The organism is Ruegeria sp. L11, from assembly GCF_056531755.1.
This window is the reverse complement of record NZ_JBQFMI010000002.1, coordinates 325347-341991: the sequence shown is the minus strand read 5'-3', so window position 1 is coordinate 341991 and position 16645 is coordinate 325347. Positions and strand designations below refer to the sequence as shown.

Annotated in this window: 16 protein-coding genes and 2 tRNA genes; 12 read left to right on the top strand and 6 right to left on the bottom strand. The window is 59.3% G+C overall.

The window, feature by feature from the left end; all coding sequences use genetic code 11:
• Nucleotides 1–4: 4 nt before the first annotated feature.
• Entirely contained in the window at nt 5–472 is a 468-nt protein-coding gene (gene mraZ / locus ACR0CE_RS06635) for a division/cell wall cluster transcriptional repressor MraZ (RefSeq protein ID WP_480773186.1), read from the bottom strand.
• 924 nt (nt 473–1396) lie between these two features.
• On the opposite strand from mraZ, the gene ACR0CE_RS06630 reads away from it, so the two are divergent.
• On the top strand, nt 1397–1621 hold the full coding sequence (locus tag ACR0CE_RS06630; RefSeq protein WP_480486302.1) for a DUF1127 domain-containing protein: 225 nt from the start codon (nt 1397–1399) through the stop codon (nt 1619–1621).
• A gap of 370 nt (nt 1622–1991) precedes the next feature.
• Entirely contained in the window at nt 1992–2282 is a 291-nt protein-coding gene (locus tag ACR0CE_RS06625; RefSeq protein WP_480831540.1) for a DUF1330 domain-containing protein, read from the top strand.
• A 4-nt stretch (nt 2283–2286) separates the two neighbouring features.
• Here ACR0CE_RS06625 and ACR0CE_RS06620 read toward each other — a convergent pair whose 3' ends face one another.
• On the bottom strand, nt 2287–4683 hold the full coding sequence (locus ACR0CE_RS06620; RefSeq protein WP_480831538.1) for an ATP-dependent helicase: 2397 nt from the start codon (nt 4681–4683) through the stop codon (nt 2287–2289).
• A 180-nt stretch (nt 4684–4863) separates the two neighbouring features.
• Here ACR0CE_RS06620 and ACR0CE_RS06615 point away from each other — a divergent pair, with 180 nt between their 5' ends.
• The 4 genes from ACR0CE_RS06615 to ACR0CE_RS06600 all read left to right on the top strand — a co-directional run bounded on the left by ACR0CE_RS06615 (nt 4864) and on the right by ACR0CE_RS06600 (nt 11860).
• Nucleotides 4864–6639 carry a sensor domain-containing diguanylate cyclase gene (locus ACR0CE_RS06615; RefSeq protein ID WP_480831537.1) on the top strand — a complete coding sequence of 592 codons (1776 nt, stop codon included), beginning with the start codon at nt 4864–4866 and terminating at the stop codon, nt 6637–6639.
• Nucleotides 6640–6678: 39 nt separating this feature from the next.
• A complete protein-coding gene (locus ACR0CE_RS06610; RefSeq protein WP_480831536.1) occupies nt 6679–7806 on the top strand; it encodes an alpha-hydroxy acid oxidase in 1128 nt (375 codons plus the stop codon).
• A gap of 154 nt (nt 7807–7960) precedes the next feature.
• Complete coding sequence (locus ACR0CE_RS06605) at nt 7961–11398, top strand: pyruvate carboxylase (RefSeq protein ID WP_480831534.1); 3438 nt, start codon at nt 7961–7963, stop codon at nt 11396–11398.
• Nucleotides 11399–11476: 78 nt separating this feature from the next.
• Nucleotides 11477–11860, top strand: coding sequence for an MAPEG family protein (locus ACR0CE_RS06600; protein WP_480773180.1), 384 nt, complete (start codon nt 11477–11479; stop codon nt 11858–11860).
• Nucleotides 11861–11875: 15 nt separating this feature from the next.
• On the opposite strand, the gene ACR0CE_RS06595 is transcribed toward ACR0CE_RS06600, so the two are convergent.
• Complete coding sequence (locus ACR0CE_RS06595; RefSeq protein ID WP_209597812.1) at nt 11876–12028, bottom strand: hypothetical protein; 153 nt, start codon at nt 12026–12028, stop codon at nt 11876–11878.
• Nucleotides 12029–12178: 150 nt separating this feature from the next.
• Between ACR0CE_RS06595 and ACR0CE_RS06590 the strand changes: the two genes are divergently transcribed.
• From ACR0CE_RS06590 to ACR0CE_RS06580, 3 genes are all read left to right on the top strand, one after another.
• A tRNA-Gly gene (locus ACR0CE_RS06590) sits at nt 12179–12253 on the top strand.
• 33 nt (nt 12254–12286) lie between these two features.
• Nucleotides 12287–12361 (top strand) — tRNA-Gly (locus tag ACR0CE_RS06585).
• A 22-nt stretch (nt 12362–12383) separates the two neighbouring features.
• The gene (locus ACR0CE_RS06580; RefSeq protein WP_480528528.1) at nt 12384–13313 is read left to right on the top strand and encodes a GNAT family N-acetyltransferase; all 930 of its coding nucleotides are present in this window, start codon (nt 12384–12386) and stop codon (nt 13311–13313) included.
• Here the strand turns inward: ACR0CE_RS06580 and ACR0CE_RS06575 are convergent.
• Entirely contained in the window at nt 13310–13549 is a 240-nt protein-coding gene (locus ACR0CE_RS06575) for an Lrp/AsnC family transcriptional regulator (protein ID WP_480482339.1), read from the bottom strand. The two genes, ACR0CE_RS06580 and ACR0CE_RS06575, sit on opposite strands and share 4 nt — an antisense overlap.
• A 154-nt stretch (nt 13550–13703) precedes the next feature.
• Here ACR0CE_RS06575 and hisB point away from each other — a divergent pair, with 154 nt between their 5' ends.
• Both hisB and hisH read left to right on the top strand, forming a co-directional pair.
• Entirely contained in the window at nt 13704–14291 is a 588-nt protein-coding gene (hisB, locus tag ACR0CE_RS06570) for an imidazoleglycerol-phosphate dehydratase HisB (protein WP_480831533.1), read from the top strand.
• Nucleotides 14292–14930, top strand: coding sequence for an imidazole glycerol phosphate synthase subunit HisH (gene hisH / locus ACR0CE_RS06565; RefSeq protein WP_480831531.1), 639 nt, complete (start codon nt 14292–14294; stop codon nt 14928–14930).
• Between the two features lie 3 nt (nt 14931–14933).
• Here hisH and ACR0CE_RS06560 read toward each other — a convergent pair whose 3' ends face one another.
• Nucleotides 14934–15335 carry a DUF2147 domain-containing protein gene (locus ACR0CE_RS06560; protein WP_209504550.1) on the bottom strand — a complete coding sequence of 134 codons (402 nt, stop codon included), beginning with the start codon at nt 15333–15335 and terminating at the stop codon, nt 14934–14936.
• A gap of 134 nt (nt 15336–15469) precedes the next feature.
• On the opposite strand from ACR0CE_RS06560, the gene hisA reads away from it, so the two are divergent.
• Nucleotides 15470–16189, top strand: coding sequence for a 1-(5-phosphoribosyl)-5-[(5-phosphoribosylamino)methylideneamino]imidazole-4-carboxamide isomerase (gene hisA / locus ACR0CE_RS06555; protein ID WP_480773177.1), 720 nt, complete (start codon nt 15470–15472; stop codon nt 16187–16189).
• A gap of 4 nt (nt 16190–16193) precedes the next feature.
• On the opposite strand, the gene ACR0CE_RS06550 is transcribed toward hisA, so the two are convergent.
• Nucleotides 16194–16640: a DUF302 domain-containing protein gene (locus tag ACR0CE_RS06550; protein ID WP_267363290.1), complete on the bottom strand. Its 447-nt coding sequence runs from the start codon at nt 16638–16640 to the stop codon at nt 16194–16196.
• Between the last annotated feature and the right edge of the window lie 5 nt (nt 16641–16645).

Here is a 16645-nt window from a genome sequence, read left to right as displayed (position 1 = left end):
GCCGTTACGCATCCCCGGTGCCGTCTAGGAACTGCATCGGGTCAAAATCGTCCGGCAGATCATCCATCCATTCTTCGGTCTTGGCCAGTTCCTCGACCTCGTAGGTCTCGGGCTTCCAGATCTGAAAGGTGTCGCCTGCGGCGATAAAGAACGCCTCGCCTTCGAGGCCGATCTTGCTGCGCAGCTTGGCGGGCAGCACAAGACGCCCGGTTTCGTCCACGTTGGTCGGGAAGGACTGACCATGGAACATGCGCTGCAACATCCGCCGCTGCATCGAGCCGCGCGGCAGGGCATCGATCTTGGCATCAACCTCGTCAATCGCCTGCATGGTATAACATTCAAGGTATTTGCGGCGGTGGTCACCATAGACAATCACCAGTTCGGGGTTGTCACCGGGCTGCCAGTTGGGATCGGACGATTCAAGCACACGGCGAAACGAGGCCGGGATCGACACCCTGCCCTTCGTATCCACCTTGTGGTGGCTTTCACCTCTAAACCTGCGCGCCAAGACGACTGTCCCTTTCGCTTGCGCCCCACCTTGAATTCACGTTCCCCCCGGATGAAAAACGGCGGGTTGATCTGCTGCCACTGATCAACCCGCCGCATTGACCCGCTTTGCGGGATGTCCAGCTGCGCGCGCCACCTGGGGGGATGTCTGCTCGCCCGCGCGCCGGATCTCTTGGTTGATGAAAGCGAGATGCCTGTATGAAACCTGAATATTTTTGGTCGGGGTCGTTTGGTGCCCCTGCTGCCTCGTCCTCATCGGATGTATAAGGGATGACATGGGAATTCATGGAAATCAATAGGAATTTTGCGCAACGTGTCATGAGGAACACGGCCAGACTGGATTGTCACTGAAGGATTCGAGCTTCGTGACACCAGTTTTAGCGGGTGGCGAATAACACACCCCTATATATGGGGAAATTTTCGGTCAGTTTTTTTCCCGCGATTTCCCAGGAATTTTGACTTCTTTTCATTTGGACTGGAAATATTGGCCTCAAATGCACAATCCGCCCTTCGAATCGTTCAGAATTTCGGGTCGTTTTCCAGCAATCTCCCCCACGCGACCACATCGCCCCATGATTTCCCACGAGCGATTCACCCAAGCCTTGTCAACATCAGAACGGATATGTTTTGCCCATTTTCCCGCCGAGTGCGCTCAATTCAAAGGCAGGCCACCGGGAAGGGCCAAATGCCCCTGTCAAAGCTGACCTAGGGTCGACCCCATATTTTCAAGGCGCATCGCTGCGAAATGAAAAAACTGAGCCAATCTATGCATTTGCTGCATAGCAGCATTGATGTCGCGACCTATTGTGCAATTGCAGCATTTGCCTATCTTCAGTCTCAAGCAAGGGCCGGACGATACCGGCAAGACAAAAAGATACGGATGATGAGCATGGCAGTCGCAAGCACGCATACAGCAGTAAAGAACGCACCGGCGTTCGGTTTTGGCGCAGTTCTGGAAAACGCAAAGACCCGGTTCGTGCGCTATCGCATGTATCGCCAGACGGTCAATGAACTGTCCGCCCTGTCGAACCACGAGTTGGCCGATCTTGGCCTGCACCGCTCGATGATCCGCCGCGTTGCCCTGCAGGCGGCAAACGAACAAACCGCGCGATAAGCGCGACACGCATACTGAGATCAGGCCCTTCCTCCTCCCTTAGGGTCTGTAATCAGCGGCAACGTCTTCCTCCTCCCTGACGTTGCCGCACCTTATACCGGCCTCAACCCGCCGGACACGGATACATCGGGGCGTCCTCCTCCCTGCCTTGATGTTGAAAGCGCGCGGCGATGTCTTCCTCCTCCCTGACATCGCCGCGTCTTCCTCATACCGGGTTCAAACCCGGGCTCGCATACATCAGGGCTCTCCTCCTCCCTGCTCTGATGTTGACAAGACGGCGGTTCCCTCTCCTCCTCCCTGGGAACCGCCGTTTTTTGTTTTTCGGACACTGGTGTAGGGTGGCGTCCTGATTTCTGATGCGGAGGATGCCATGGCCGCCTATTTTATTGCGCAGATCAACATTCACGACCCGGACGGGTACCAGGCCTATCTGGCGGGTTTCATGCCGATCTTCGACCGCCACGGCGGTCGCCTGCTGACGGTCTCATCCAAACCGGTCGAACGGATTGAAGGCGATTGGCCCGAAGGCGGGATTGTGTTGATGGAGTTTCCGGATCTTGCAGCGGCGAAAGCCTGGAAGGACGACCCGGATTACACCGAACTGGCGAAGATCCGAAAGGCCACCGCAACCACCAATCTGGTTCTGGTCGACGGGATATGACGCCTCAGAACGGGACGTCATCCTTGTTGGTCAGAAAACGCGAGACCACTTTCTTGATGCCCGCCTTGTCGAAATCGACCTCGACCTTGTCACCTTCGATCCCGATCACCGCGCCATAACCGAATTTCTGGTGAAACACCCGCTCGCCCAGCGTGAAACTGGCTAGTGCGGTGGCGTCGATCACCGTGTTGCGGCTTTCGCGGGGTTGCGACATGCCATATTGGCCCTGCCGCGCCTGCAGCCGTCTCCAGCCCGGTGAATTATAGACATTGGCTTCGGCCGCGCGGGTTTCTATGCCCGCCGTCTGATGACCGCCACCATAAAGGCCCGGAGGTGTCAGCACCTCGACATGGTCCTCGGGCAACTCGTCAATGAACCGTGACGGCATCGAGTTCTGCCATTGCCCGAATACACGCCGGTTGGCGGCGAAGGAAATCGTACAAACCTCTTCGGCGCGGGTGATGCCAACATAGGCCAGACGGCGTTCTTCCTCGAGCCCTTTGAGGCCGGTTTCGTCCATCGACCGCTGCGAGGGGAACAGCCCGTCTTCCCACCCCGGCAGGAAAACGACGGGAAACTCCAGCCCCTTGGCCGCGTGCAGGGTCATGATCGAGACTTTAGCGCCGTCACCATCCTGCTCATTGTCCATGACCAGGCTGACATGTTCCAGAAACCCTTGCAGGTTTTCGAAATTGTCCAGTTGGTTGACCAGTTCCTTGAGGTTTTCCAGACGCCCCGGCGCTTCGGGGGTCTTGTCGTTCTGCCAATGGGCCGTATAGCCGGATTCGTCGAGAATGATCTGGGCCAGTTCGATATGGGTATGCTCGGGCGCGCCATATCGGATCGGCGAAACCCCATCATCGATAACAGTGTCATCATCGACCTCAATCCGGGGAGCGCGTGTCATCGCATTCCAGCGCACCAACCCGTCGATCAATTCGCGCAGCGCTTTGCCGCCCTTGCCCTTGATCAGCCCATTGTCGACTGCGATCCGGGCACCTTCGACCAGAGACACGCCGTTCTCGCGCGCCACAATCTGAATGGTCTGCTGCGCCTTGTCGCCCAATCCGCGTTTAGGCGTATTCACGATCCGCTCGAACGCCAGATCATCCTCGGGGCTGGTCACCAGCCGGAAATAAGCCATGGCATCGCGGATCTCCATCCGCTCGTAGAAACGCGGGCCGCCGATCACCTTATAGGGCAGACCGATGGTCAGGAACCGGTCCTCGAACGCGCGCATCTGGTGCGAGGCACGGACGAGAATCGCCATCTCATCAAGATTCATCGGACGGATACCGCGCGTCCCGCCCTGCATCGCGTCGATTTCCTCACCGATCCAGCGGGCCTCTTCCTCGCCATCCCAATGGCCGATCAGGTTGACCTTGTGGCCGTCTTTGGCATCGGTCCACAGCTCTTTACCCAAACGGCTTTCGTTGCCCCGAATGACGTTGGAAGCTGCTGCCAGAATATGTGGGGTCGAGCGGTAGTTTTGTTCCAGCCGCACCACGTAGGCACCGGGAAAGTCCTTTTCGAACCGCAGGATGTTGCCGACCTCGGCCCCGCGCCAGCCATAGATCGACTGGTCGTCATCGCCCACGCAGCAGATGTTCTTGTGCCCCCCGGCCAGCAGGCGCAACCACAGGTACTGGGCAACGTTGGTATCCTGATACTCATCCACAAGGATGTAGCGGAACCAGCGCTGGTATTGTTCCAGAACATCCGGATGGGTCTGAAAAATCGTGACCATGTGCAACAGCAGGTCGCCGAAATCCACCGCATTCAGCTCGCGCAGGCGAGTCTGGTATTGGGCGTAAAGTTCAATGCCCTTGTTGTTATAGGTCCCGGCATCCGCCACAGGCACCTTGTCGGGCGTCAGCGCACGGTTTTTCCAGTCGTCGATGATCCCCGCCAGCATCCGCGCGGGCCAGCGTTTGTCATCGATGTTGGCAGCCCGAACCAGTTGCTTGAGCAGGCGCAGCTGATCGTCGCTGTCCAGAATGGTGAAGTTCGATTTCAGATCGACCAGTTCCGCGTGGCGGCGCAGCAATTTGACGCAAATGGAATGGAAGGTGCCCAGCCATGGCATCCCCTCGGCGGGCTGGCCAAGCAGGCGGCCCACTCGTTCCTTCATCTCGCGCGCGGCCTTGTTGGTGAAAGTCACCGACAGAATCTCGTTCGGACGCGCGCGCGCCGTGTTGAGCAGATGCGCAATCCGGGCCGTCAGCGCCTTGGTCTTGCCCGTCCCCGCCCCGGCCAACATCAGAACCGGGCCGTCCAGACGTTCGACCGCGTCACGTTGCGCCGGGTTCAGTTCATCCAGATAGGGCGAAGGGCGCACGGCCATAGCCCGCGCCGACAGGGATGCGCCTTCGAAGGCGTCCATTTCGTCAAAACTGCTCATGACCCCAAACTACGCCGGATGGAGGCCGAGGGAAAGAGTTTGTTCACGGCTTGTTCGCAAGGATTTTTGACGTCTTTTTGCATTCAATTCTAAACAAAGATGCCGCTGCCCTGTGGGGCTGTTAACCCTCTGTCAAGTCCTGGCCCGGATGCTGGCCCCATTGCTGCGGGAGTGGAACAGATGGAAGCGAAGGAACTGACGGGCGGGTCGTCACGGCTGAAACTTGTGGGCGTTACCCTGATTCTGATCGCGCTGACAGCGGCAGCAGGATGGGGCATCTATGCGGCCCCTGCCCCGGTTGTGGACCGCATGTTGGAATCGGATTTGCGAAAAGACGCCATGCAGCTAAGCCGTCAGGTCGAAAGCCATCTGGACAATCTGGAAGCAACGTTTCGGTACCATGAGCTGCACGAGCATGACGCGGAATTCCTGATGCTGCTGCCCGAAACCTCGGACATCTACCGGTTCAAACTGTTTGATGCGTCCGGTCAGGTGTTCTGGTCGACCCGTGCCAGCGATGTCGGGGCCGTGAACACAAAACATTACTTCCATTCAGTCGTCGCCGCCGGAAGGGTTTTTTACAACCACGAGGAAAAACCCGCGGCAGAGGTTGAGTCGATTGACAATGACCCCGCCGGACATGCGGGCCCAATCACCCGACATGTGGCCGAAGTTTATACACCGATCATCAAAGACGGCGTTTTCCTTGGCGCTATCGAGTTTTATTCGGACATCACCAATCTCAGAACCCTGTTCATCACGCGCGTGCGTCTGTCGCTGGCGTTGCTGAGCAGCGTCGCGTTGCTGGCGCTGGCCACGGTCATCCTGATTGTCCACCGCACCAACCGCCGTCAGATGCGTGATCTACACAAGCGCGCCGTGAAAGAACGCGAACTGATGGGAGAGCAGCTTCGCCTGGCGCGTGAGGTACGCCTGCTGGGCGAGTTGAACGAGTGGCTGCAATCAAGCCGCTCACTGGATGAGCTTTTCGACATGGTGGCGCGCTTCATGACCCATATCCTGCCCGAGGCCGAGGGGAGCGTGTACGTCTATTCCAACTCGCGCGATGTGCTGGACGGGTGTGCCAGCTGGAACGGGGGAACGCATAAATCTCATATCCATCCGGAAGGATGCTGGGGTTTGAGGCGCGGCCGGACTTATGAGTTCGGTGCCTCTGAGATCGATTTTGTCTGCGAACATGCCGAACCGCATGACGGGCGGCCCTATTTCTGTTTTCCCATTCTGGCCCACGGGGAAACCGTTGGTCTGTTGCATCTCCGCGCGGCTGAGGGGCGAGAGGCCTGTTTCCATAAAAGCCGCAAGCTGGCGCAGCTGTGCGCCGAACAGATCAGCATGGCAATCGCCAATGTCCGTATGCGCGATCAGCTGCATGACCAATCGGTGCGCGACCCGCTGACCGGGCTGTTCAACCGCCGCCACATGACCGAGACATTGCGCAAGGCCATCAGCCGCAGCCAGCAGACCGGCGCCGCGCTGAGCCTGATTGCCGTGGACGTCGATCACTTCAAGAAATTCAACGACACGCATGGTCATGACGCCGGAGACATGGTGTTGCGCGCGGTCGGCGCGGCGCTGGAACAGGGCTGCGACCGGGACGAGATCGCCTGCCGCATCGGCGGTGAGGAATTCATGCTGATCCTGCCCGACAACAGCCCCGAAGATGCCATGACCCGGGCCGAGCAGTTGCGCCAGTCGGTCGAGGCGGTCATTGTCCGCTATGGCGAAAAGGCCCTGCCCCGTATCACAATCTCGGTCGGGGTCGCGCATTACCCCGCCCACGGCACCATGCCGCAGGATCTGATGCGAGCCGCGGATGATGCGCTGTATGTCGCCAAGGACAAGGGGCGCAATCAGGTTCACGTCGCCGCCGGGGCGCTGGAGCAGGCCAGGCGCGTTCCCGCAACGGGTAAACGCCCATCGCCGGAAGCCGCTTGAAAACCTTGCCGAATCGCCCCGCAGGCCGGATCAATCCTTATGGACCTGCACAGTACCTATCCCGGTATTCCCGATCTGAAACGCCGCGCACGCCGTCGGCTGCCGCACTTCGTGTGGGAATATATCGACAGTGGCACCGGGATTGAAACGACGCGGCATCGCAATCGCAAGGCACTGGATGATGTCCGTCTGAGCCCCTCGATCCTGCATGGGGACCTTGAATTCGATACGTCGGTGAAAATCCTGGACGGCACCTGTCCTTTGCCCTTCGGTATTGCGCCGATCGGGATGTCCGGGCTTGTCTGGCCTGATGCAGAGCGACTGCTGGCGCAGGCCGCCGCCAAGGCAGGCATTCCCTATTCGCTATCGACGGTGGCCAGTCAGAGCCCCGAAGACCTGGCCCCCTATCTGGGCGAGACCGCGTGGTTCCAGCTGTATCCGCCAAGGGACCCAGAAATTCGCATGGACATGCTGAACCGGGCGCGCGGGGCGGGATTTCGAACTCTGGTTCTGACCGCTGACGTCCCTGTCGCCTCGCGTAGGGAACGGCAGACGCGCTCGGGCCTGCGGCAGCCGCCGAAACTGACACCGCGCCTGCTGGCACAGATCGCCAAAAAACCTGCATGGGCCCTGGGTATGCTGCGCAGCGGCGTTCCGCACATGCGCACACTGGACAAGTATATCGATGACCCTGGTGATCTGCCGCCGACGGCCCATGTCGGATACCTGCTGCGGACCTCGCCGGATCTGGATTACGTCAAATGGCTGCGCGATCATTGGGATGGGCCGTTCGTCGTGAAAGGCATCCTGCGCCCCGAGGACACGGACAGGCTGGAACAGGTGGGTGTGGACGCCCTGTGGGTGTCGAATCACGGGGGCCGACAGTTCGACGCGGCCCCGGCCAGCATCGAGGTTCTTCCCGCAATCCGGAGCACAACCCGCCTGCCGCTGATCTTCGACAGCGGTGTCGAAGGCGGGCTGGATATCCTGCGTGCGCTGTCGCTGGGCGCGGACTTTGTCATGCTGGGGCGTGCATTTCTGTACGGTCTTGCGGCACTTGGCGCTAAAGGCCCGGCGCATGTGATCGATATCCTGAGGCAGGATCTGCTCGCAAATATGGGCCAGATGGGACTGGCCGATCTGTGTCAGTTTGAGACGAAACGCTAAATTATTGATGCTGCAACGCGGCATCCCTATAAGTGTGCCGAGGCCAAAGGGCGTTTGCGAGCGATAACATGCCGGTTCTACCCAGAAGAACGGATGTACCTGTGCGTATTCTCCGCCCAATAAGACGCCCAAACACCAAAGACCGGGACCTGATATGACAGACTTCAACAAGATCCTGATCGCCAATCGCGGCGAGATTGCCATCCGCGTCATGCGCGCAGCAAACGAGATGGGCAAACGCACCGTCGCTGTTTACGCTGAAGAAGACAAACTGGGCCTGCACCGGTTCAAGGCGGATGAGGCCTATCAGATTGGCGAGGGCATGGGTCCGGTCGCGGCGTATCTGTCGATTGACGAGATCATCCGCGTGGCCAAACACTGCGGAGCGGATGCGATCCATCCGGGCTATGGCCTGCTGTCCGAAAACCCGGATTTCGTGGATGCCTGTGTCAAGAACGGCATCACCTTCATCGGCCCCCGGGCCGAGACCATGCGCGCATTGGGTGACAAGGCCAGCGCGCGGCGCGTGGCCATCGCGGCCGGTGTGCCTGTCATTCCAGCCACCGAGGTCCTGGGTGATGACATGGACGCGATCCGCAGGGAGGCCGCCGAGATCGGATACCCGCTGATGCTCAAGGCGTCCTGGGGTGGCGGCGGGCGCGGGATGCGCCCGATCCAATCGGAGGATGAACTGGAAGAAAAGGTTCTGGAAGGCCGCCGCGAGGCTGAGGCCGCTTTTGGCAATGGCGAAGGCTATCTGGAAAAGATGATCACCCGTGCCCGCCATGTCGAGGTGCAGATTCTGGGCGACAAGCATGGTGAGATTTATCACCTTTATGAACGCGACTGTTCGGTCCAGCGCCGGAACCAGAAGGTCGTCGAACGCGCCCCTGCCCCTTACCTGAGCGAAGAACAGCGCGCCGAGATTTGCGAACTGGGCCGCAAGATCTGCGCCCATGTGAATTACGAATGCGCGGGCACTGTCGAGTTCCTGATGGATATGGAGACGGGCAAGTTCTACTTCATCGAGGTAAACCCCCGCGTACAGGTCGAACACACGGTCACCGAAGAGGTCACCGGCATCGACATCGTTCAGGCGCAGATCCTGATCGCCGAGGGCAAAACGTTGGCCGAAGCCACCGGCGCCGCCAGCCAGGCCGAGGTGCATCTGAACGGTCACGCGCTGCAAACACGGATCACCACAGAAGACCCGCAGAACAACTTCATCCCCGATTATGGCCGGATCACCGCTTATCGCTCGGCCACGGGCATGGGCATTCGTCTGGATGGCGGCACGGCCTATGCGGGCGGTGTCATTACGCGGTATTACGACTCGCTGCTGACAAAGGTCACCGCCTGGGCGCCGACGCCCGAGAAGGCGATCAGCCGGATGGACCGCGCCCTGCGCGAGTTCCGTATTCGCGGCGTCAGCACCAATATCGATTTCGTTATCAACCTGCTGAAGCACCCAACCTTCCTGTCGAATGAATACACCACCAAATTCATCGACACGACGCCGGATCTGTTTGCCTTCAAGCGCCGCCGCGACCGGGGCACCAAGGTTCTGACCTATATCGCCGATATCACGGTGAATGGTCATCCCGAAACCAAGGACCGCCCCGAGCCGCGCGCCGACCTGAAAGTCGCCAAGCCCCCCGCGCAGAAGGCCGAGCCGCGGATGGGCACGCGCAACCTGCTGGAGCAGAAAGGCCCGCAGGCCGTGGCGGACTGGATGAAAGCGCAGCGGCAGCTGCTGATCACCGACACCACCATGCGCGACGGGCACCAGTCGCTGTTGGCGACCCGGATGCGGTCGATCGACATGATCAAGGTGGCGCCAACCTATGCCGCGAACCTGCCGCAGCTGTTCTCGGTCGAGTGCTGGGGCGGTGCGACGTTCGACGTGGCCTACCGGTTCCTGCAGGAATGCCCATGGCAGCGTCTGCGCGACCTGCGCGAGGCAATGCCGAACCTGATGACACAGATGCTGCTGCGGGGCGCAAACGGGGTTGGGTACACCAATTATCCCGACAACGTGGTGCAGGAGTTCGTGCGCCAGGCATCGAAAAACATCGACGTCTTCCGCGTCTTCGACTCGCTGAACTGGGTCGAGAACATGCGCGTTGCGATGGATGCTGTAATCGACAGCGGCAAGATCTGCGAGGGCACCGTTTGTTATACCGGCGATATTCTGGATCCTGATCGCGCCAAATATAACCTGAAATACTATGTCGGCATGGCCAAGGAACTGCGCGACGCAGGCGCGCATATTCTGGGTCTGAAGGATATGGCGGGCCTGTTGAAACCAGCCTCGGCCAAGATTCTGATCCGGGCGCTGAAGGAAGAGGTTGGACTGCCGATCCACTTCCACACCCATGACACGGCCGGCATCGCCAGCGCCACCATCCTTGCCGCCTCTGAGGCGGGTGTGGACGCGGTGGATTGCGCAATGGACAGCTTCAGCGGCAACACCTCCCAGGCGACGCTGGGCACCGTGGTCGAGGCCCTGCGCCACACCGACCGTGACACCGGGCTGGACATCAAGGCCATCCGCGAGATCAGCGATTACTTCGAGGCAGTGCGCGGTCAATATGCGGCCTTCGAATCGAGCCTGCAGGCCCCGGCGTCCGAGGTGTATCTGCACGAGATGCCGGGCGGTCAGTTCACCAACCTCAAGGCACAGGCGCGCAGTCTGGGTCTGGAAGAGCGCTGGCACGAGGTCGCGCAGATGTACGCCGATGTGAACCAGATGTTCGGCGATATCGTAAAGGTAACGCCGTCGTCGAAAGTTGTTGGCGACATGGCCCTGATGATGGTCAGTCAGGGCCTGACCCGCGAGCAGGTCGAGGATCCGGCGACAGATGTGGCCTTCCCCGACTCGGTCGTCGACATGATGCGCGGCAATCTGGGTCAGCCTCCGGGCGGCTTCCCGAACACCATCATCAAGAAGGTGCTGAAAGACGAGGCCCCCAACACGCAGCGCCCCGGCAAGGACGTGCCTGCCGTCGATCTTGAGGCCACCCGCGCCGAGCTGTCCAAGCAGTTGGAAGGCAAAGAGGTCGATGACGAGGATCTGAACGGGTACCTGATGTATCCCAAGGTGTTTCTGGATTACATGGGCCGTCACCGGATTTACGGCCCGGTCCGCACCCTGCCCACGCGCACCTTCTTCTACGGTATGGAGCCCGGCGAAGAGATCACGGCCGAAATCGACCCCGGCAAGACGCTGGAAATCCGGTGTCAGGCCATCGGCGAGACGGACGAAAAAGGCGAGGTCAAAGTGTTCTTTGAGCTCAACGGCCAGCCGCGTGTGATCCGGGTGCCGAACCGGATGGTCACATCAACCACTCAGGCGCGCCCCAAGGCCGAGGTCGGCAACCCCGATCATGTCGGTGCGCCGATGCCCGGTGTTGTGGCCACAGTCACTGTGACCGCGGGCCAGCAGGTCAAGGAAGGCGATATGCTGCTGACCATCGAGGCGATGAAGATGGAAACCGGCATCCACGCCGAACGCGACGCGACCGTCAAAGCGGTGCATATCCAGCCCGGCGGCCAGATTGACGCAAAGGACCTTCTGATCGAACTGGAATAAGTCGGAAAACAACCTAATGTTCATCAGGCCGTGTGGGAGACCGCACGGCCTTTTTCTATGATTGAGCGGAGACCCATTATGCTTGCAATCACCCCGATCTATGCGGCCTTGGTCGCACTTCTCTACGTCACACTCAGCGTCAAAGTGATCCTGCAACGGCGCAGCGACAGAATCTCGGTCGGGGATGGTGGCAGCAAGCTGATGATCAAGGCGATACGGACACACTCGAACTGCGCCGAATACGCCCCGATTTCCCTGCTGCTGATTGCTATGGTCGAGTTGCAGGGCGCGGCCGGGGTTTTGGTCCATCTGCTGGGGCTGATGTTGCTGGCGGGGCGTCTTTTGCATGCGTACGGATTTGGACGGACGCCACAGATCGTCATCCTGCGGCAGGCCGGCATGAGCCTGACCTTCCTCGCCATTCTGGGTGCGGCTTTTGCAAACTTGATTCTGGCGCTTTAGGCAATCTGGCGGGTGTTACCCTGCCAGAACGGTTGTTTCGATCTGCGGTGCGCCCAGCAGAACCGGTGTGAACCGGTCATGTTCATGCCGATCCGGTTTCAGGATGGCAGCGCCGATCAGAATCATCGCGGCAAGCATCACGATCTTCAGGTCTGCAACGGATATCATGACGGCACCTCCTGCCTGTGTTTTGTTGATTTGAGTTACGGGTTGAACGGGTCACGGGCCGGATTCCGTCGAAAAGATTTTTCCCGCTTTTTGTGTTTTTCCGCTTGCAGCCCCGCGTGGGAATTTATACATCCCTCCTCACTCAACGGCGCGGGCGTAGCTCAGGGGTAGAGCATAACCTTGCCAAGGTTAGGGTCGGGCGTTCGAATCGCCTCGCCCGCTCCATTGAGAGGTCTTCGGACCACATATGTATCTGATGCGGGCGTAGCTCAGGGGTAGAGCATAACCTTGCCAAGGTTAGGGTCGGGCGTTCGAATCGCCTCGCCCGCTCCAGATACCAAGTTTTCCCAAACATATGGTTCTTTCGTTGGCATTGCGCCATTGTGGCTATGGTTTCAATCACGCACGGGAAATGCTTATGTCCGACTATGTCATTCGCCCCCTGACTGCGGATGAAATGCAGACCGCTGTCGACTGGGCAGGCCAAGAGGGCTGGAACCCCGGCCACCACGACGCCGCCTGTTTCTACGGCACCGACCCCAACGGGTTTCTGGGCGGGTTTCTGGACGATGAGATGATCGCATCAGTGTCTGTGGTGGACTATGGTGATGCGTTTTCGTTTCTGGGATTTTACATTGTACGTCCGGAATTTCGGGGGTCGGGTTACGGGCTGAAAATCTGGCATCAGGCTTTGGCGCAACGAACCGGGCGCAATATCGGGCTCGACGGGGTCGTTGATCAGCAACACAATTACCGCAAGTCTGGTTTCACCTTTGCCTATAACAATTACCGCTTCACCGGCACTGTCAGAGGCATTCTCGACACTCTAGGGCAGAGCGATGACGCATCAATCAGCCCGCTCAGTCAGCCATCGCCGGAGCTGTTCGCCTATGACCGGCAACTCTTCCCTGCGCAGCGCGACGCGTTTCTAACAGGTTGGCTGAGTGCGCCGAATCATATCTCACGGGTGTGTACAGTGGAGGAGCAGATCAGGGGATATGCCACCTTGAGACCGTGTAAGACAGGGTACAAGATCGGGCCGCTTTTCGCAGATGACGCCGGTGTCGCACGGGGCCTGCTTGCCAGTCTTTTGACTGCCGTATCAGCAACAGCCAGCGACCAAGCGGTTTTCATCGACATGCCACAGCCCAACGCGGCTGCTTTTGCTTTGGCGGATGCGCTGGGTCTTACGAAAGTGTTCGAAACCGCCCGGATGTATTCCGGCGATCAGCCGGATATCGACCTGTCCCGCATCTATGGCGTGACCACCTTTGAACTGGGTTAAAACGCCTTGAACGTCATCGTCGTCAGCGAGCGTTCGATATTGGGAATCACCAGCAGGTGTTCGTTGATGAAATGGCCCACATCCTCGGTTTCGGGGATGTAGAGCTTGAGCATCAGATCAAACTCACCGCTGGTAGAATAAAGCTCTGAGTGTATTTCGCGCAGGGCGATTTCCTCGGCGACCTTGTAGGTGGTGCCGGGTTTGCAGCGGATCTGGATGAATACGCAGGTGGACATGGCGTGGCCCTGTTGGTTCGTGTTGTCTGCAAGCTGACATGGTGCCGGGCCGGGTGCAATCCCTTGCAACAGTTTGCAGCGATTGCAACGCATGGTCTGGATCAACCCGCCCCACCCCGTCTATAAGCGCGCCTGTAGCAAAAGGATTTCGCCCATGCGCACCGCTTCGATCAGCCGCAAGACCGCCGAAACCGATATTTCGGTCAAGGTCAATCTGGATGGCACCGGCACATATGACAATCAGACCGGCGTCGGGTTCTTTGACCATATGCTGGACCAGCTGGCGCGCCACTCGTTGATCGATATGACAATCCGCGCCAAGGGTGACTATCACATCGACGATCACCACACGGTCGAGGATACCGGCATCGCGCTGGGTCAGGCTTTGGCACAGGCATTGGGCGACAAGAAGGGTATCCGGCGCTATGGCGAATGCCATCTTCCGATGGATGACGCGCAGGTACGCTGTTCGCTGGACCTTTCGGGCCGCCCGTTCCTGATCTGGAATGTCGATCTACCGACGCAAAAGATCGGTACGTTCGACACAGAACTGGTGCGCGAGTTTTTTCAGGCGCTCAGCACCCATGGCGGCATCACCTTGCATATTGACCAGTTGCACGGCTTCAACAGCCACCACATCGTCGAGGCCGCGTTCAAGGCAGTCGCGCGTGCCCTGCGGGATGCAGTTGAAACCGATCCGCGCAAGGCGGATGCGATTCCGTCGACCAAGGGTGCGCTGTAAATGCTCACCGCCATAATTGATTACGAAAGCGGCAATCTGCATTCAGCGGAAAAGGCGTTTCAACGCATGGCGCAAGAAGTCGGCGCAGGTGACGTTGTTGTCACCTCGGACGCGGATGTGGTTGCGCGTGCGGACCGACTGGTTCTGCCCGGAGATGGTGCCTTCCCGGCCTGTGCCGCCGAGCTGCGCGGCCACAAGGGTATTTATGACGCGATGGTCGAAGCGGTCGAACAGAAGGGCCGCCCTTTTCTGGGCATCTGCGTTGGCATGCAGCTTATGGCAACCAAGGGCCATGAATACACCGAGACCGATGGTCTGGGCTGGGTGGCAGGCGACGTCGTTCGGATCGAACCGTCAGATGCCGCGCTGAAAGTGCCGCATATGGGCTGGAACGATCTGGTTCTGGAAAGCGATCATCCAGTTTTCAACGGGGTGAAATCAGGCGATCACACCTATTTCGTCCATTCCTACCACTTTCGTGTAAACAACCCGGCACAGCGGTTGGCTTATGTGGACTATGGGCAGGACGTCACGGCCGTGATTGGCCGCGACACGATGGTTGGGATGCAGTTTCACCCCGAGAAAAGCCAGGATGTTGGCCTGCGCATGCTAGGCAACTTCCTGACCTGGAATCCCTGAGGCTTACTGAACCCGCGTCCAGGTTTGACCGCGGCAGATCAGGCCGCCCGCTACGCAGCCCTTGACGGTCAGCTTGTTCTGGCCGTCCAGAGACATTTTCGAGTTGTAGGTTTTGTCGCGGTCGGGGGCCCAGATCTTACCGCTGTCATAGCTGCCGCCCCCTTCGGGGACCATGTCCCAGATGATCTTTTTGCCAAGGTTCTCATATTCCAGCTGCTGGTTGCCATCGGCGTCGAACGCGCTGTCGATGGTGCCGCAGATCGCACTGCCGCATTCGGAAATCGTCACATGCAGATAGCCACCCGTGTCGCCCGGCGCGGTTTTCCACAGGCCGTCAACCGGATCGTCGGCAAAAGCAGCTGTAGCAAGCAGCATCAGGCCCGCTGAAAGAGTAAAAGTCTTCATGATTTTCTCCCTGTTTTGTGGGCAGTCTGACCCGCTATTGTGCGGCGGGCAAGAATGACCCAGCGTCGCGTTGCATCCCCTGCCCTGCTTGTGCGATATCCCGCGCGTGTAACAGTGATATAGGGCCGCCCGACATGATCCTCTACCCCGCCATCGACCTCAAAGACGGCCAGGCCGTACGCCTGCTGCGTGGTGAAATGGACAAGGCCACCGTGTTCAACGAAGACCCGGCCGCTCAGGCCCGTGCCTTTGTCGAGGCGGGGTGCGAATGGCTGCATCTGGTCGACCTGAACGGTGCATTCGCAGGCGAGCCGGTCAACGCAGCACCGGTTGAGGCAATTCTGAAAGCGTGCAAGGTGCCTGCGCAACTGGGTGGTGGCATCCGCGACATGGCCACAATCGAAACATGGATCGAGAAGGGGCTGGCGCGGGTCATTTTGGGCACTGTCGCTGTCGAAAATCCAGATCTGGTGCGCGAAGCAGCCAAAGCCTTTCCCGGCAAGGTCGCTGTCGGCATCGACGCACGCAATGGCATGGTGGCCACCAAGGGCTGGGCCGAAGAGACCAATGTTCAGGTCACCGATCTGGCCCGTAGTTTCGAAGACGCGGGCGTTGCGGCAATCATCTACACCGATATCAATCGCGACGGTGCCATGCAGGGCCCGAACATCGAAGCGACCGCTGCCCTGGCACAGGCCGTTTCCATCCCTGTGATCGCCTCGGGCGGTGTCAGTTCGCTGGACGACCTGATCGCCCTTCGCGATTGCGGCGTTGCGCTGAACGGCGCGATTTCAGGCCGGGCGCTTTATGATGGCGCAATTGACCTGGCCGAGGCCATCCGCGCCCTGTCGTGATCGGTTATTGCGCGGCTGCGGCGGTCAGCTTGGCCAGTGCACCGCGCATCTTTTCGATGACCGGTGATTTGTCGACATCGTTCAGGTCGTCCAATGTCTCTTTCGGGTCTTCATAGATCAGCCAGACCTGGCCATTGGAGTCTTCGTACGCCTGCACCTTGAGAGGCAGAAACAGCCCGGCGCGCGGGTCGATCTGCATGGCTGGCGTACCCAGCGCCGGGTTGCCGAAGATCAGCACCTGATTGGCAGGAATGGACGTACCGATCTTTTCCGCCCCGGCCGCGTGGTCGATGCGGGCAAACACGGTTGCGCCTGCATTTCCGACGGCGGCTTCCAGCGCGTCCAGCGCCTCGGCCACGGATTTGTCGGTTTGAACCTTGATCAGATCATCTGCCATTGCGGTCAGCGCGCCTCCGATTGAAAAAACACAAGCCAGTATCAGTCTACGCATATCGA

Bases quoted from the DNA above. Each gene is read 5' to 3' on its own strand.
- ACR0CE_RS06605 (WP_480831534.1), top strand. From the start codon at position 7,961: ATGACAGACTTCAACAAGATCCTGATCGCCAATCGCGGCGAGATTGCC.
- ACR0CE_RS06550 (WP_267363290.1), bottom strand. From the start codon at position 16,640: ATGCGTAGACTGATACTGGCTTGTGTTTTTTCAATCGGAGGCGCGCTG.
- ACR0CE_RS06630 (WP_480486302.1), top strand. From the start codon at position 1,397: ATGGCAGTCGCAAGCACGCATACAGCAGTAAAGAACGCACCGGCGTTC.
- hisA (WP_480773177.1), top strand. From the start codon at position 15,470: ATGATCCTCTACCCCGCCATCGACCTCAAAGACGGCCAGGCCGTACGC.
- hisH (WP_480831531.1), top strand. From the start codon at position 14,292: ATGCTCACCGCCATAATTGATTACGAAAGCGGCAATCTGCATTCAGCG.
- ACR0CE_RS06600 (WP_480773180.1), top strand. From the start codon at position 11,477: ATGCTTGCAATCACCCCGATCTATGCGGCCTTGGTCGCACTTCTCTAC.
- ACR0CE_RS06575 (WP_480482339.1), bottom strand. From the start codon at position 13,549: ATGTCCACCTGCGTATTCATCCAGATCCGCTGCAAACCCGGCACCACC.
- ACR0CE_RS06620 (WP_480831538.1), bottom strand. From the start codon at position 4,683: ATGAGCAGTTTTGACGAAATGGACGCCTTCGAAGGCGCATCCCTGTCG.
- ACR0CE_RS06560 (WP_209504550.1), bottom strand. From the start codon at position 15,335: ATGAAGACTTTTACTCTTTCAGCGGGCCTGATGCTGCTTGCTACAGCT.
- hisB (WP_480831533.1), top strand. From the start codon at position 13,704: ATGCGCACCGCTTCGATCAGCCGCAAGACCGCCGAAACCGATATTTCG.
- ACR0CE_RS06625 (WP_480831540.1), top strand. From the start codon at position 1,992: ATGGCCGCCTATTTTATTGCGCAGATCAACATTCACGACCCGGACGGG.
- ACR0CE_RS06580 (WP_480528528.1), top strand. From the start codon at position 12,384: ATGGTTCTTTCGTTGGCATTGCGCCATTGTGGCTATGGTTTCAATCAC.
- ACR0CE_RS06615 (WP_480831537.1), top strand. From the start codon at position 4,864: ATGGAAGCGAAGGAACTGACGGGCGGGTCGTCACGGCTGAAACTTGTG.
- ACR0CE_RS06595 (WP_209597812.1), bottom strand. From the start codon at position 12,028: ATGATATCCGTTGCAGACCTGAAGATCGTGATGCTTGCCGCGATGATT.
- ACR0CE_RS06610 (WP_480831536.1), top strand. From the start codon at position 6,679: ATGGACCTGCACAGTACCTATCCCGGTATTCCCGATCTGAAACGCCGC.